This is a genomic window from Mycolicibacillus trivialis, from assembly GCF_002102395.1.
Lineage (GTDB): Bacteria > Actinomycetota > Actinomycetes > Mycobacteriales > Mycobacteriaceae > Mycobacterium > Mycobacterium triviale.
In genome coordinates this window covers 87,563-101,514 of the sequence record NZ_LQPZ01000015.1, presented here as the reverse complement: position 1 = coordinate 101,514, position 13,952 = coordinate 87,563, and the positions used below count along the sequence as shown (strand labels likewise).

General features: G+C 71.3%; 13 protein-coding genes. 7 read left to right on the top strand and 6 right to left on the bottom strand.

All coding sequences use genetic code 11. The features are described from left to right. Positions 1-65 precede the first annotated feature (65 nt). Positions 66-1,052, bottom strand: coding sequence for a DEDDh family exonuclease (locus AWC30_RS06010; protein WP_085109287.1), 987 nt, complete (start codon positions 1,050-1,052; stop codon positions 66-68). A 119-nt stretch (positions 1,053-1,171) separates the two neighbouring features. Between AWC30_RS06010 and AWC30_RS06005 the strand changes: the two genes are divergently transcribed. Together AWC30_RS06005 and AWC30_RS06000 are read left to right on the top strand one after the other, a co-directional pair. Continuing rightward, positions 1,172-2,401: a Mur ligase family protein gene (locus AWC30_RS06005; protein WP_085109286.1), complete on the top strand. Its 1,230-nt coding sequence runs from the start codon at positions 1,172-1,174 to the stop codon at positions 2,399-2,401. After that, the gene (locus tag AWC30_RS06000; protein ID WP_085109285.1) at positions 2,394-3,113 is read left to right on the top strand and encodes a type 1 glutamine amidotransferase; all 720 of its coding nucleotides are present in this window, start codon (positions 2,394-2,396) and stop codon (positions 3,111-3,113) included. Before AWC30_RS06005 ends, AWC30_RS06000 begins: the two co-directional genes overlap by 8 nt. A gap of 8 nt (positions 3,114-3,121) precedes the next feature. Here the strand turns inward: AWC30_RS06000 and AWC30_RS17750 are convergent, their stop codons facing one another. Continuing rightward, positions 3,122-3,265, bottom strand: coding sequence for a hypothetical protein (locus AWC30_RS17750; RefSeq protein WP_165756447.1), 144 nt, complete (start codon positions 3,263-3,265; stop codon positions 3,122-3,124). 101 nt (positions 3,266-3,366) lie between these two features. Here AWC30_RS17750 and AWC30_RS05995 point away from each other — a divergent pair, with 101 nt between their 5' ends. From AWC30_RS05995 to eccCa, 4 genes are read left to right on the top strand one after another with little or no spacing between them, the layout of a single operon-like run. Continuing rightward, positions 3,367-3,684 (top strand): DUF2710 family protein, encoded by a 318-nt coding sequence (locus AWC30_RS05995; protein ID WP_085109284.1) that lies wholly within the window; start codon positions 3,367-3,369, stop codon positions 3,682-3,684. After that, on the top strand, positions 3,681-4,565 hold the full coding sequence (locus AWC30_RS05990) for a transglycosylase SLT domain-containing protein (protein ID WP_085109283.1): 885 nt from the start codon (positions 3,681-3,683) through the stop codon (positions 4,563-4,565). The genes AWC30_RS05995 and AWC30_RS05990 overlap by 4 nt, the downstream gene beginning before the upstream one ends. Positions 4,566-4,567: 2 nt before the next feature. Then, on the top strand, positions 4,568-6,031 hold the full coding sequence (eccB, locus tag AWC30_RS05985) for a type VII secretion protein EccB (protein ID WP_085109282.1): 1,464 nt from the start codon (positions 4,568-4,570) through the stop codon (positions 6,029-6,031). Between the two features lie 2 nt (positions 6,032-6,033). Continuing rightward, positions 6,034-10,131 (top strand): type VII secretion protein EccCa, encoded by a 4,098-nt coding sequence (gene eccCa, locus AWC30_RS05980; protein WP_085109281.1) that lies wholly within the window; start codon positions 6,034-6,036, stop codon positions 10,129-10,131. On the opposite strand, the gene AWC30_RS05975 is transcribed toward eccCa, so the two are convergent. Genes AWC30_RS05975 through AWC30_RS05965 form a run of 3 tightly spaced genes read right to left on the bottom strand, consistent with a single transcriptional unit; the run spans position 10,106 to position 12,168 of the window. After that, on the bottom strand, positions 10,106-10,387 hold the full coding sequence (locus tag AWC30_RS05975; RefSeq protein WP_133053661.1) for a hypothetical protein: 282 nt from the start codon (positions 10,385-10,387) through the stop codon (positions 10,106-10,108). The genes eccCa and AWC30_RS05975 overlap by 26 nt on opposite strands. Beyond that, a complete protein-coding gene (locus tag AWC30_RS05970) occupies positions 10,384-10,611 on the bottom strand; it encodes a hypothetical protein (RefSeq protein ID WP_085109279.1) in 228 nt (75 codons plus the stop codon). Before AWC30_RS05970 ends, AWC30_RS05975 begins: the two co-directional genes overlap by 4 nt. A gap of 60 nt (positions 10,612-10,671) precedes the next feature. Then, complete coding sequence (locus AWC30_RS05965) at positions 10,672-12,168, bottom strand: potassium/proton antiporter (protein ID WP_085109309.1); 1,497 nt, start codon at positions 12,166-12,168, stop codon at positions 10,672-10,674. 195 nt (positions 12,169-12,363) lie between these two features. On the opposite strand from AWC30_RS05965, the gene AWC30_RS05960 reads away from it, so the two are divergent. After that, on the top strand, positions 12,364-13,059 hold the full coding sequence (locus tag AWC30_RS05960; protein ID WP_085109278.1) for a potassium channel family protein: 696 nt from the start codon (positions 12,364-12,366) through the stop codon (positions 13,057-13,059). 52 nt (positions 13,060-13,111) lie between these two features. Here the strand turns inward: AWC30_RS05960 and AWC30_RS05955 are convergent, their stop codons facing one another. Then, positions 13,112-13,867: a L,D-transpeptidase gene (locus tag AWC30_RS05955; RefSeq protein WP_085109277.1), complete on the bottom strand. Its 756-nt coding sequence runs from the start codon at positions 13,865-13,867 to the stop codon at positions 13,112-13,114. Positions 13,868-13,952: the final 85 nt, after the last annotated feature.

Below are 13,952 nucleotides of genomic sequence, written 5' to 3'. Positions count from 1 at the left end.
ACGCGCCGGCGGCGAAAACGGCCGATTCTGCGCCTATGTGCCCGCTGGCGTGTCGATTTCAGGGATCAGAACAGTGCGAACTGCTCCCCGCGGGGGCTGGTGTCGGTGAACTCCTCGATCCCGACGCCGGTCAGCACGTCGTCGATGCCGGCGAGGAACGCGGCGTCGGACAGCACCGGCACGCCCAGCTCGGCGGCCAGATAGCCCTTGCCCTGGAGCGGGCGGTCCGCGTTGCACACCACCAGCGAGGTGTGCGGGTCGACGCTGTCGCTGTAGGCCAGCCCGGCGTGCAGCATGCGTTCGAGCAGTTCGTCGTGGGTGCGGGTGCACTCCGCGGACAGCGCCACCCGCATGCCCTGCACCAGCGGCCCACCCGGAACGTAGCGGCCGGGATTCTGGTAGGCGCACGGCATGCGCGCGGCCAGCATCTTCAGCGGCCGCAGCTCGCCGTGGGTGACCCGGCCGTTGGGCCAGCGCTGCCTGCTCACCGGACGGATCGGCAACCACACGTCGGTTTCGGCCGCCCGGCGCAGCAACGGCGCCAGCACCTGCGACAGCACCAGCGCGTCGTCGAACGCGTCGTGGGGGCGGGCCTGCCGGAAACCCAGGTGCGCGGACAGGGTCTCCAACCGCAGGTTCGGCACACCCAGATCCAGGCGCCGCGCCAATTCCAGGGTGCACATCACCGAATCCACCGGCAGCGCCGAGTCGGCCAGCTCCGCCTCGGCGGTCAGGAACCCATAGTCGAACGCCACGTTGTGGGCCACCAGGGTGCGCCCGTGCAGCAGGTCGGCGACCTCGCCGACGATCTCACCGAACTGCGGCTGGCCGTCCAGCATCGCGGCGGTCAGACCGTGCACGTGGGTAGGGCCGGGGTCGACGCCGGGGTCGAGCAGGCTCACCACCGAGCGCTCCACCCGGCCGTCGGCGTCCAGCGCCAACACGGCGAGGCTGAGCACCCGGGCCCGGTCGGGATGGAAGCCGGATGTCTCGACGTCGACGACCGCCCAGCCCGCCCCCGGTTCCCCGGCCGGGCGGCCCCAACCGCTCATCGGAGCCTCCTCATGTCCCGAGCATGGCATGCGCGGCGGACATCATCGTGTCGCCTGCCGGTCGTGTCGCCTGCCCGCCGTGTCGCCCGCCGGTCGTGTCGCCCCCTAAACTCAGCCGCGTGATCAGCGTCCGAGGCCGACTGGCCCTGGCAGCTGGCGCCTGCGCGCGGTGGGCTTCGCGGGTGACCGGCCGCGGCGCCGGCGCCATGATCGGCGGGCTGGTCGCGATGACCCTGGATTCCTCGCTGCTCGGTCAGCTCGGTCGGGGCAGGCGCACGGTGGTGATCACCGGCACCAACGGCAAATCCACCACCACCCGGATGGCGGCGGCGGCCCTGCACGACCTCGGTGCGGTCGCCACCAACGCCGAGGGCGCCAACATGGACGCCGGGCTGATCGCCGCGCTGGCCGCCGACCGGACCGCGCCGCTGGCCGCGCTCGAGGTCGACGAGATGCACGTGCCGCACGTCGCCGACGCCGTCGAGCCGGCGGTCGTGGTGCTGCTCAACCTCTCCCGCGATCAGCTCGACCGGGTCGGGGAGATCAACACGATCGAGCGGGCGTTGCGGGCGGGCCTGGCCCGCCACCCGGACACGGTCGTCGTCGCCAACTGCGACGACGTCCTGATCACCTCCGCGGCCTACGACCACCCGCAGGTGGTGTGGGTGGCAGCCGGCGGCAGCTGGTCGGGTGACTCGGTGAGTTGCCCGCGCAGCGGCGAGGTGATCGTGCGCGAGCAGGGCCACTGGTACTCCACCGGCACCGACTTCGCCCGCCCGACACCGCACTGGTGGTTCGACGAACACACCCTCTACGGGCCCGGCGACGTGGCGCTGCCCATGCGGTTGGCGCTGCCCGGAGCGGTCAACCGGGGCAACGCCGCGCAGGCGGTCGCCGCGGCCGTCACCCTGGGCGCCGACCCGGTGGCCGCGGTGGCCGCCGCGGCCACCGTCGACGAGGTCGCCGGCCGCTACCGCACCGTCACACTCGGGCAGCACACCGTGCGGGTTCTGTTGGCCAAGAACCCCGCCGGCTGGCAGGAGGCCCTGGCGATGATAGACCCGGCCGCCACCGGGGTGGTGATCGCGGTCAACGGGCAGGTGCCCGACGGGGTGGACCTGTCCTGGCTCTGGGACGTGCGGTTCGAACACTTCGAGGACACCGCGGTGGTCGCCGCAGGCGAGCGCGGCACCGACCTGGCGGTGCGGCTCGGCTATGCCGGCGTGGAACACACCCTGGTCCACGACACGGTCCGCGCGATCGGGACCTGCCCGCCCGGGCGGGTCGAGGTGATCGCCAACTACACCGCGTTCCTGCAACTGAACCGGGTGCTGGAGCGTCATGGCTGAACCGCACAGCGAATCCGTCGTCCGCATCGGCCTGGTACTGCCCGACGTGATGGGCACCTACGGCGACGGCGGCAACGCCGTCGTGCTGCGCCAGCGACTCCGGCTGCGCGGTCACCGCGCCGAGATCATCGAGGTCACCCTGAGCGACCCGGTGCCCGATTCGCTGGACCTCTACACCCTCGGCGGGGCGGAGGACTACGCCCAGCGGCTGGCCACCCGCCACCTGAGCACCCATCCCGGGCTGCAGCGGGCGGCCACCCGCGGGGCGCCGGTACTGGCGATCTGCGCGGCCGTGCAAGTGCTGGGGCAGTGGTATGAGACCGCCGCAGGCGAACGCGTCGACGGGGTCGGGCTGCTGGACCTGACCACCTCGCCGCAAGCCGAGCGCAGCATCGGCGAACTGGTCGCCACCCCCGCCCTGCCCGAACTCACCCAGCCGCTCACCGGATTCGAAAACCACCGTGGCGGAACCGTTCTGGGAGCCGATGCCGCCCCGCTGGGCCGGGTGGTCAAAGGTGCGGGCAACCTCCTCGGCGCCTGTGTGGACGGCGCGGTGCAGGGCAGCGTGATCGCGACCTACCTGCACGGGCCCTGCCTGGCCCGCAACCCCGAACTGGCCGACCTGCTGCTGTCGCGGGTGGTCGGCGAACTGGCGCCACTGGAGCTGCCCGAGGTGGAGCTGCTGCGCCGCGAGCGGCTCGCCGCGGACTGAACCGGCCGCTAGCGCAGCCCACCGCCGGCGGTGCCGGGATCGGGCGCGAACGCTGCCGGCGGCTCGACCGGTTCGGCACCGAACAGCTGCCGGGCCCGGGCCAACAGAGCCCGAACCTCGTCGAGTTGCTCCTGCAGGACAGAGTCCGCCACGTCCGCGACGCTACCCACCCGGACGGGCCCCGACAATTCAGCCCGGAGGCCCCGAAAACTGTGAATTGACGTTGCGGACAGGGCAGTCGGATACTGAGACGATGCCGGGGGCCGGCAGGCGCACGGAGTTGGGCGGCAAGGATCTTGTCGAGGCGGTGCTGCGCGACCTGCGGGAAGCGGCCGAACGCTGGGAAGCGCTCGTCGCCGAAGCGGAGACCATCACCTACAGCGTGGACCTCGGCGATGTGCGCGCGGTCGCCAACACCGACGGCAGGCTCATCGGGCTGACGCTGCAGCCCGGCGTGACCGCCGACTACACCCACACCGAACTCGCCGACCGGCTCAACCTCGTCTTCGCCGCCCTGCGCGAGGAAGCCCGGGCCGACAACGAAGCCCGATACGGCGGCCCACCGCGGTGAGCACCGATCCGATACTCGCGCGGGCACTGGACCTGCTAGCCCGCGGTCACCGGTTGTACGCCGGGTCCGACCCGGTGGCCGTGCCGATGCAGCCGCACCGTCCGCCGCAGGCCCGGCCCGCCGGGGTGCCGGCCCGGAGGATCGCGGAACTGGCTGCCGCGCAGCATCGGATGAACCTGTCCGACCGCGAACTGTCGGCGCTGTTGACCCAGGCGTATGCCGCACGCAACGCAGGACGGCACGCCACCGGGCGCATTCTGGCCGACGCCCACGCCGACACCGCCCCGGGCGGGGACACCGCGATCGGCCGCCGGGAAGCGTTGCGCCGCATGGCGGCGCGGCTGCGCGGCCAGCACCGCCACATCCGGCACTCCCGCCGCAGCGCACGCGACCTGACCCACCGGATGCGGCGGCTGCGGTATCGGGCTCATCGCGCTCACCCCATCCCGCCGGCCCGGGTGGGCTACCGCGGTCGACACCACCGGGGCGCGGTGCGCAGCCACATCCTCGCCGCACTCGACCACCTCGGCATCACCGACCCGCGGGCCCGGCAACGCTGGCTGCGCGGGTACACGACGCTGATCGCCCGCGAGTCCGGCGGAGACCCGTCCGCGATCGCCGACCGGCCGGCGACGGCGCCCGGCCCCGTCCAGCCCGACGGGCACCCGCTCGGCTACGCCCGCGGGCTCACCCAGACCCTCCCGCAGACCTTCGCCCGCTACCACCAGCCCGGCACCGCCGCCGACATCTACGACCCGGTCGCCAACATCTGCGCCTCGATGAACTACGTGATGCACCGCTACGGCGTCACCGCCGACGGCGTCAACCTGGCCGCGCTGGTGCAGCAGGCCGATCCGCGACGCGCCCCGAAGGGCTACTGAGCATGCCGCTGAACCTGTCCAACCGGGACCAGAACTCCGGGCACCTGTTCTACAACCGCAGGCTGCGCGCCGCGATCACCCGGTTCTCCGTACGCATGCGCCACGACGACCGCAAACAACAGGCCGCGGTGGCCCTGGCGATGGTGTTCGTGCTCATCGGCGTCGGATGGATGACGTTGCTGCACTTGATGAAACCCGCCGGGTTGATCGGCCGGTCCGCGCTCGTCGGCAACCGCGACACCGGACAGATCTACGCCCGGATCAACGATCGGCTCTACCCGGCGCTCAACCTCACGTCCGCGCGCCTCGCCGTCGGCAACGCCGCCACCCCGACCTGGGTGACCGGCGCCGAGATCGCCAGGTACCCGGCCGGCCCGCTGATCGGCATCCCCGGCATCCCCGACGCCCTCACCGCGGCCCCGGCGCAACGCTCGGCGTGGGCGGTCTGCGACACCGCGAACAGCCGTGGCACCCCGGCGGTGACCGCCGTCGCCGGCGACCTGACGGCCACCGAGCGCGGTGGGCCGCTCGGCCCGGACCGGGCCATCCTGGCCACCCACCGCGACGCCACCTACCTGATCTGGGCGAACCGACGCGCGCGCATCGACCCCACCGACCGCACCATCACCTTCACTCTGGGCGTCGACCCCGCCGCCACCCACCCGGTCGAGATCTCCACCGCGCTGTTCGACGCCATCCCCGCGGTCGAACCGATCGCGGTGCCACCGATCCCGGACGCGGACGCCCCGTCGAGCTGGCTGCCCGGCTCCCGGATCGGCGACGTGCTGGAGACCCGCGACTCCGCCGGTTCGGTCACCGGCGTCTACGTGCTGCTCGGCGGGGGAGTGCAACGCGTCAGCGGGTTCGTCGCCGACCTGTTGCGGGCGGCGCGGCCGCAGCGCACGGTCACGCCGCGGCTGGTCTCCCCGGACACGGTGGTGGCCATCCCCGTCGTCGACGTCCTCAACGTCGAGCACTACCCGACCGGCCGGCTGCAGTTCGTCGACAGCTCCGCCGACCCGGTCACCTGCCTGGCCTGGGCCAAGCACGTCGGGGACCCGCAGGCCGCGGTGGTGGTGTTCAGCGGGCGCGGGCTGCCGGTGACCGGGGAGGCGGAGTCGGCCGCGGTGCCGCTGGTGCGCGATGACCGTGGGCCGGACACGGTGGAGGCCGACCGGGCTCTGATCCAGCCCCGGGCGGCGACTTTCGTCGCCACCACCAGCGGGCTGGCCACCGCGACCAGCCGGGAGAGCCTGTACTGGCTGTCGCCGCAGGGGGTGCGCTACGGCGTCGAAGCCGACCAGTCCACGTTGCGGGCGTTGGGACTGGACCCGACCCAGGCGGTGCAGGCGCCGTGGCCGTTGTTGCGCACCTTCGCGGCCGGACCGGCGATCAGCCGCGACGCCGCCCTGGTGGCGCGCGACACGGTCCCCGGTGCCGCGGCGGCGGTCCCGCAAGGAGGCTGACGATGACCAGACGCGGATTCGTGCGGGGTACCCGCGCGGCGATACCGGTGGTGCCCCCGGCGCGGATCGCGGTCGCCGCGCCGCTGGCGCTGCCGGAACGCGAACCCCGCAACATCCTGCTGATGATCGCCATCCCCGCGGTCCTCGTCGGCATCCTCGGCACGCTGATCGTGATGTACGCCTCGGGGATCCGCAGTCTGCGGTCGGGGTTCTTCCCGATGATGGGGCTGGCCGGGTTCGGTGCGCTGATGTTCAGCGGGCGGCTGGGCCGGGGGCATCGGGTGAGCTGGGGCGAGCAGGAGCGGCAACGCCGTGGCTACCTGCGTCAACTCGACGACGACCGTGACGAGATCCACCGCGCCGCCGCGCAATTGCGTCTCAGTCAACTGTTCGTCCACATCCCGCCCGGGCAGCTCGACACGGTCATCGGCGGCAAGCGGATGTGGGAACGCCGCAGCGGCGACACCGACTTCCTCGACGTGCGGCTGGGGGAGGGGATGCAGCAGGCCGGGGACTGTGCCGTCTCGGTGCAGTGGCCCGACGTGCCGGTGGCCGAGGAACTCGAGCCGGTCACCGGCGGTGCCCTGCGCGATTTCATCCTGGAGCAGAGCAAGATCCGCGCGATCGGCAAGGTGGTGAGCTTGCGCGCCAAACCGGGTTTCAGTTTCCTGGCGGACGCGATCACCGACCTGCACGGACTGCTGCGCGCGATGCTGTGCTCGCTCGCGGTCTACCACAGTCCCGACGACGTGAAGATCATGCTGGTGACCCGCCACCCGGAGCGCTGGTCTTGGCTGGTGTGGCTGCCGCACAACCAGCACGACGAGATGATCGACGCCTGCGGGCCGCGTCGGCTGGTGTTCACCACGCCGACCGCGCTGGAGGAAGCCCTCGACGCCGAGTTGCACCGCAAGGGTCGGGGCCCCTGGTCGCCGCCGATCGGCAGCAGCCCCTCCACCATGCCCTCGCCGATGGAGTCGGGCACCGGCCGGGAGCTGGGGCCGCACTGGCTGATCGTGGACGACAATGCCGGCACCCCGGAGCAGTGGGAAGGGGTGACCGGGCAGAAGGGGATGGCCGGGATCACCGTGCTGCGCCTGGCCACCCGGGTGGGGACCGGGGTGGGGTTCGCCGAAGACCAGCGCTTCGAGCTGCGCGGCGGGAGTCTGTGGCACCGTGGCGCGTTCTACGCCGTCGCCGATTGGCTGGCGGACAGCACAGCGCACCGCTACGCCCGCGCGCTGGCGCGGTGGGCGCCGATGACCGCGGGGGAGTTGGCCGAGGTCGACGGGCGCGGCGGTGAGCTGCTGCGCAGCCTGGGCATCGCCGACCCGAGACGGCTGGATGTCCGCAGGCTGTGGGCGGAGAGCCGTGGCCGCGGCGACCCGAAGTGGGCGATGGTGCCGGTGGGTGCGAAGCCGGGCGGCGAACTGCAGTACATCATCTTGCGCGCCAAGGATTTCGGTGGCTTCGGATTTCACTCGGTGGTGATCGGCACCTCGGGGTCGGGGAAGTCGGAGTACTTCCTGTCGTTGTGCAGCGGGATCGCGCTCACCCACTCGCCGGAGACGTTCATCGTCATCTTCGTCGACATGAAGTTCGAGTCGGCCGCGCAGGATCTCGACGGCTTCCCGCACGTGGCGGGCTCGCTGTCGAACCTGGGCAACGACGAACGGCACCTCGCCGACCGGATGCGCAAGGCGGTCGACGGCGAGATCACCCGCCGCTACCGGCTGTTCAAGGACGCTGGTGCCCGCGACGCCAACGAGTACGAGGAGATGCGGTTGGCCGGAAGGGAACTGGAGCCGGTCCCGATCCTGCTGGTCATCATCGACGAATACCTGGAGCTGTTCATCCATCACCCGGAATGGATCGATCTGGTGATCCATATCGGTCAGGAGGGCCGCGGCTGCAACGTCTTCTTCACCCTCGGCGGGCAACGGCTGGACCTGTCGTCGCTGAGCAAGGTCAAGAGCAACATCGCGTTCCGGGTGGCGCTGCGCGCCGAGACCGCCGAGGACTCCCGCGACGTCATCGGCAGTGACGCGGCGCTGCACCTGCCGTCGGCGGAGAACGGTTACGGGCTGCTCAAGGTCGGGCCGCGGGATCTGGAACAGTTCCGCTGCTTCTACGTCTCGGCGCCGTTCGTGGTCCCCAAGCACACCGGCGACGACGGCCTCCCCACCCCGGTCGTCTTCGCCCAGCCGCGGCTGCTGAACTGGCAGCACCAGCCGCTCAGCGCCGCCGAACGCGACGCGCTGCCCGCGCCGCGCCCGGAGAAACCCGACGAATACCTGTTCCACGATGACGGTTTCCGCCGCAAGAAGGTCGTCGACGTGGTGCGGGAAACGCTGGCCGCCCAGCCGGTGCGACCGCCGCACCGGATCTGGCTGCCGCCGCTGGAGACCAGCGAGCCGATCGACGCCCTGGTGTCGGCCTGGCGGGGCCGGCCGTGGGATGTCGACTACGGCGACAACGCGGGGTTGGCGCTGCCGGTCGGGGTGGTCGACATTCCCGAGGACCACGCCCAGCGCGTCCACGTCATCGACGCCGAGATGGACAACATCATGGTCGTCGCCACCGCGCAGCGCGGGAAGTCGACGACGATCATGACGTTGCTGGTGGCCGCCGCGCTGCTGTACCGGCCGCGGCGGGTGACCTTCTTCTGCATCGGCGCCGCGCTCTATCCGATCGAGGAACTCCCGCACGTCGCCGGCGTGGTCAGCGTCTCGGACGCCGAGGGGGTGTCCCGGACGGTGGCCACGCTGGAGGGTTTGATCCGGGCCCGGGAGGCCGCGTTCAAACGCCACCAGATCGACATCGCGGAGTTCCGTCAGCGCCGCTTCGGCGCCGCCGGCGGAGCGACTGACCCGGACGACAAGTTCGGCGACGTGTTCCTGGTCATCGACAACTACGGCGACCTCTACGACAAGGACCCGGCCCTGGGGGACCGCGCGATCGCCATTGCCCGTCAGGGTCTGTCCTACGGGGTGCACGTGATCACCAGCGCCACCGCCTGGTTCGTCGGGCAGAAGCAGGGTCTGCTCAACGTCTCCAACGCTCGGATTCAGCTGCGGCTGTCCAACCCCGACGAGTCGCAGATGGGCACCGGGCTGGAGCGGCGCAAGGCGGCACGCCACACCCTGGACCGCCCCGGCTTCGGCCTGACCGCCGACGGCCACGAGTTGCTGGTCGCGGTCCCCGAACTCGGCGGGCCCGACGGCACCACCCGGATCCCCACCCGGGGGATCGGCGCCCTGATCGCCGAGCGAACCGGGGCGGTGCGGGTCGAGCGGCTGGCCAGACTTCCGCAGCGGGTCGCGCTGGCGCGGCTCAACGCCGCCTTCGCCGGCAGCGCCGCCGACGACGACCCGCTGACCGTCCCGTTCGCGGTCGGCGAGAGCGCCCTGAAACCGGTGGCCGTGCCGCTGCGCACCCTGCCGAACCTGCTGGTGATGGGACGTCAACAATGCGGTAAGACCACCACCCTGACCGCCCTGGGCCACGCGATCATGAACCGGCTCAGCCCCGAACAGGCCCGCATCACCATCATCGATCCCAAGACCACCCTGATCGGCCGGATCGAGGGCCCGCACGTCGACGCCTACGCCTACACCGCCGACGACATCGACGCGGTGATCGGTGAACTCGCCGGCGTGTTGCGCGACCGGTTGCCGCCGTCGGGGCTGAGCCAGCGGGAGCTGCTGGCCTGGCCGGGCTGGGAGGGGCCACGCCGGGTGGTCATCATCGACGACGAACAGGAACTGCGCGGACACGGCGGGATCGGCAAGGCGGCTGCCACTGCGCCGCTGTGGCCGCTGATCGAACGCAGCCGGGAGATCGGCCTGCATGTGTTCGTGGCCCGGCTGCCCGGCAACTGGGTGGCGCAGGCGGTGATGAACCCGCTGCTGCAGAAGCTGACCGCGGCGCGCACGCCGACGCTGTTCATGGACAACGACCCGGCCACCGTGAAGGTCTTCGGGCGCATCAGCGCCCAGCAACTCCCGCCCGGCCGCGGACTGCTGGTTACCACCGAAGGCGCGGTCGAGGGCGTTCTGGTCGGCACGGCCGAACCTAGCGTGGGCACTCCGCCGGGCTGACCAGCAGCGCGGGCCACAGCGCCGCCGCCAAACCCAAAGCCGCTACGTCGAATTCGGTGCTCTGCGGTGCGCGCAGCTGCAGCTGTTGACGCACCTGGGTCAGGTTATCGGGTTGGAGGAAAGCCAACGTCAGTCCGATCAGCAGGTACGGGATGGCCAGCCAGAAGGCCGTCTCGGCGAGTGCGGCCACCGAAACCGGTCGGGTGGCCACCGCCCACGCCCGCGCGGGCAAGTCCGCGATCCGCCGGCCCATCACGTTCCGCAGCCGCTGGAGAAAACCAGTTGCACCGGCCAGGTCGCGATTCCCGCCAGGATCGAGATCACCGCCCGGGCACCGCTCAGCCCGGCGAAGCGGTCGCTGTCGATGAGCGCCCACGCCAACCCGGCCAACAGGTAGGGCGCGGCGATCAGCCCGGCCAGCAGAGCCCACTCGGCCAGGAGCAGTTCGAAACGTAGGACCCTGCGCAGGGTGGTGAGCACCGCAGGCCTCCTCGGGTACCTCGACCGTTTCGCGCTGCCGGGGCCAAAGCTACCCGGTCCTCAGTCGCGGTGGCCGTACTCGTCGAACCAGTAGGCGAGTTTTCCGCGCCGGCTCACCGCGCGCAGCCGACGCTCGGTGGCTTCCCGGGTGGGCGGGTTGGTGACGATGAGCAGCTCGTCGTCCGCCTTGATCACGGTGTCGGGCTGCGGCACGAAAGTGTGACCGTTGCGGATGATCAAGGTGATCACGCTGGGCTCGGGCAGCCGCAACTCCAGGATCGTCACGTTGCGCAGCCGGGATTCCGGCGCCACCCGCATGGTCAGCAGTTCCGCCTCCAACACGTCCAGCGGCGCGGATTCGACGTGGATCTCGCGGGCCGCGTCGTGGGCCATCAGCCCGAGCCGCCGGGCGATCAGGCTCAGGCTGGGCCCCTGCACCAGGGTGAAACTGACCACCAGGATGAACACGATGTTCAACAGCCGCTGGCTGTGCTCGACGCCCTCGACGATCGGGAACGTGGCCAACACGATCGGCACCGCACCGCGCAGGCCCGCCCAGGACAAAAAGACCTGTTCGCGCCACGGCACCCGGAACCAGGTGAGACAGCCGGCCACCGACAGCGGACGGGCCACCAGCAGCAGCACCAGCCCGATGACGAGTGCGGGCACCACCTCCCGGGGCAGATTGCGGGGCGTGACCAGCAGACCCAGCAGCACGAACAGGCTGATCTGGGCCAGCCACGCCAAGCCTTCGGCGAAGGAGCGGGTGGCCGAGCGGTGCGGCAGTTTGGAACTGGCCAGCACCATCCCGGCCACGTAGGCGGCCAGGAAGGCGCTGGCGTGCGCGGTGCCCGCCGCGGCGAACGCCACCATGCCGACCCCGAACGTCGCCAGCGGGTACATCCCGGTCGCAGGCAACGCGGTGTGCCGCAGCGCGAACCCGCCCAGCACACCGGCGCCCACGCCGATCACCGCGCCGAGCGCCAACTCGAAGACGATCTCCAGCACGGTGTCGGCCAGCGACACGGTCAGCGGGGTCGCGCTGAACACCAGCACCAGGATGGCCGCGGGCGGGTCGTTGAAACCGGACTCGGCCTCCACCAGCCCGGCCAGCCGGCGGGGCAGCGGCAGCAGCCGCAGCACCGAGAACACCGCGGCGGCGTCGGTGGAGGAGATGATCGCGCCCAGCAGCAGCGACAGCTGCCACTCGAAGCCCAGCAGCAGATGCGCGCCGACGGCGGTGACCACCGTGCTGATGCCCACCCCGACGGTGGCCAGCACCCCGGCGGGGGCCAGCACGCTGCGCACGTCGGCGAACCGGGTGGTCAACCCGCCTTCGACCAGGATCACCCCGAGTGCGGCGATGCCCAGATCGCGGGCGATCTCGTAGTTGTCGAAGACCAGCCCCAGTCCGCCGTCGCCGATGGCCATCCCGACCGCCAGGAACAGCAGCAGGCTGGGCAGCCCCACCCGGCTGGCGACCCGGGTGCCGACGATGCTGGCCAGCAGCACCAGGCCGCCGGCCAGCAGCGCCAGGTACAGCTGCTCCAAGGTCATGTCGTCCCCGCTAGTGCCGGTCGGCTCGGTGGGCATCGGGCCGGGTTGCTTCCGCCGATCGTGGCGGCAAGGCCCAAAGGAGGTGTGCCGGTGCCAGTAAAGTTAACCCAGGGCGTCCCCGGCGGGCCGAGGGCATCAGCGGTACGGGCGCAGAACAGGCGATGCGGAGGGTGACAGGCGATGGGTAGGCGGGTGATGCGGGTCGGCATTGCCGGTGCCGGGGCCGTCGGCCGCGCGGTCGCCCGCGAACTGCTCGACAACGGCCACAAGGTGCTGCTGATCGAACGCCAGACCGGGCACTATCAGCCCGGTGAGGTCGACGACGCCGACTGGCTGTTGGGCGATGCCGCGGAACTCTCCACGCTGGAGGAGGCGGGCCTGCAGACCTGCGACGTGGTCATCGCCGCGACCGGTCAAGACAAGGTGAACCTGGCGGTGGCGCTGCTGGCCAAGACCGAGTTCGCGGTGCCGCGGGTGGTCGCCCGGGTCAACGAGACCCGCAACGAGTGGCTGTTCACCGAGGAGTGGGGTGTCGACGTGGCGGTGTCGACACCGCGGGCGATTGTCGCGAACGTGGAGGGCGCGATCGACGTCGGGCATCTCGTGCCGGTGATGGGGCTGCGACAAAGCCAGGTCAACCTGGCCAAACTCACCCTGCCGGCGACCAACCCGCTGGTGGGACAACGGATCTGCGATGTCGAGTTGCCGGCGGACACCGCGCTGGTGGTGGTGCTGCGCGACGACGAGACGATTCTGCCGCGCTCGCCGCAGATGCTGGCCGCCGGCGACGAGTTGGTCTTCGCCGCCAACCGCGCCACCGAGCACCGCATCCGGGCGGTCATCGAGGCCCAGGACCCCGCGCTGGCCGGGCCGGGCGCGGAGCCGGCCTGACGCCGGGTAGTGGCGTCAGGCAAGCGTCAGGGACCGGCGTCAGGCTTCGACCTCAGGCTTCAACGATGATCGGGTCGCCGAGGCTGACCTGGTCGAAGTACCAGGCGGCGTTGTCCGGGCTGAGGTTGATGCAGCCGTGGCTGACATTGGCGTACCCCTGCGAGTCCACCGACCAGGGTGCGGAGTGGACGTAGACGCCGCTCCAGGTGACCCGGACGCCGTACTGGCCGTCGATGAGGTAGCCCTCCGGGTCGTCGAGCGGAATGCCGATGGTGCGCGAATCGAACTTCACCGTGCGCTCCTTGGACAGCGCGGTGAACGAGCCGATCGGGGTGGGCCGGCTCGGCTTGCCCAGGGAGGCGGGCATTTCGCGCAGCACCTCGCCGTTGCGGCTCACGGTGAAGCTGTGCCCGGAGATGCTGGCCACCGCGACCAGTGCGTCGCCGGTTTCGAAGCCGGTGGACAGGCCGTGCGCCTCCACGTCGACGGTGGTGTGGGCGGGCCAGTAGTCGTCGGGCACCCAGTGGACCTCGCGGTCGCTGACCCACTCGAAGTGCCCGGGGGTGTCACTCGAGGAGGTGACGGCGATGGTCTGTTCCGCGGCGGCCCGGTTGCGCACCGGTGCGACGAACGTGACCACGACCGGGTGGGCGACCCCCACCACCGCGCCCGGCGCGGGCAGGACCTCGGCGACCGCCGGGGTCGGCTGCGGCGGAGCGATCGCCGCCCAACCGGCATTGCCCGACCCCACCGCGAACAGTGCCGTCACCGAAACCATGACGCCCAACCAGCGAACCACGCGGCGCACGGCGTCCCCCCTTCTTGAAGTGTCAAACCCGTCCGTATTCTATCCGGCCTTTGCCGGATCGTTGCTCAGCAAACTGACTAGATGG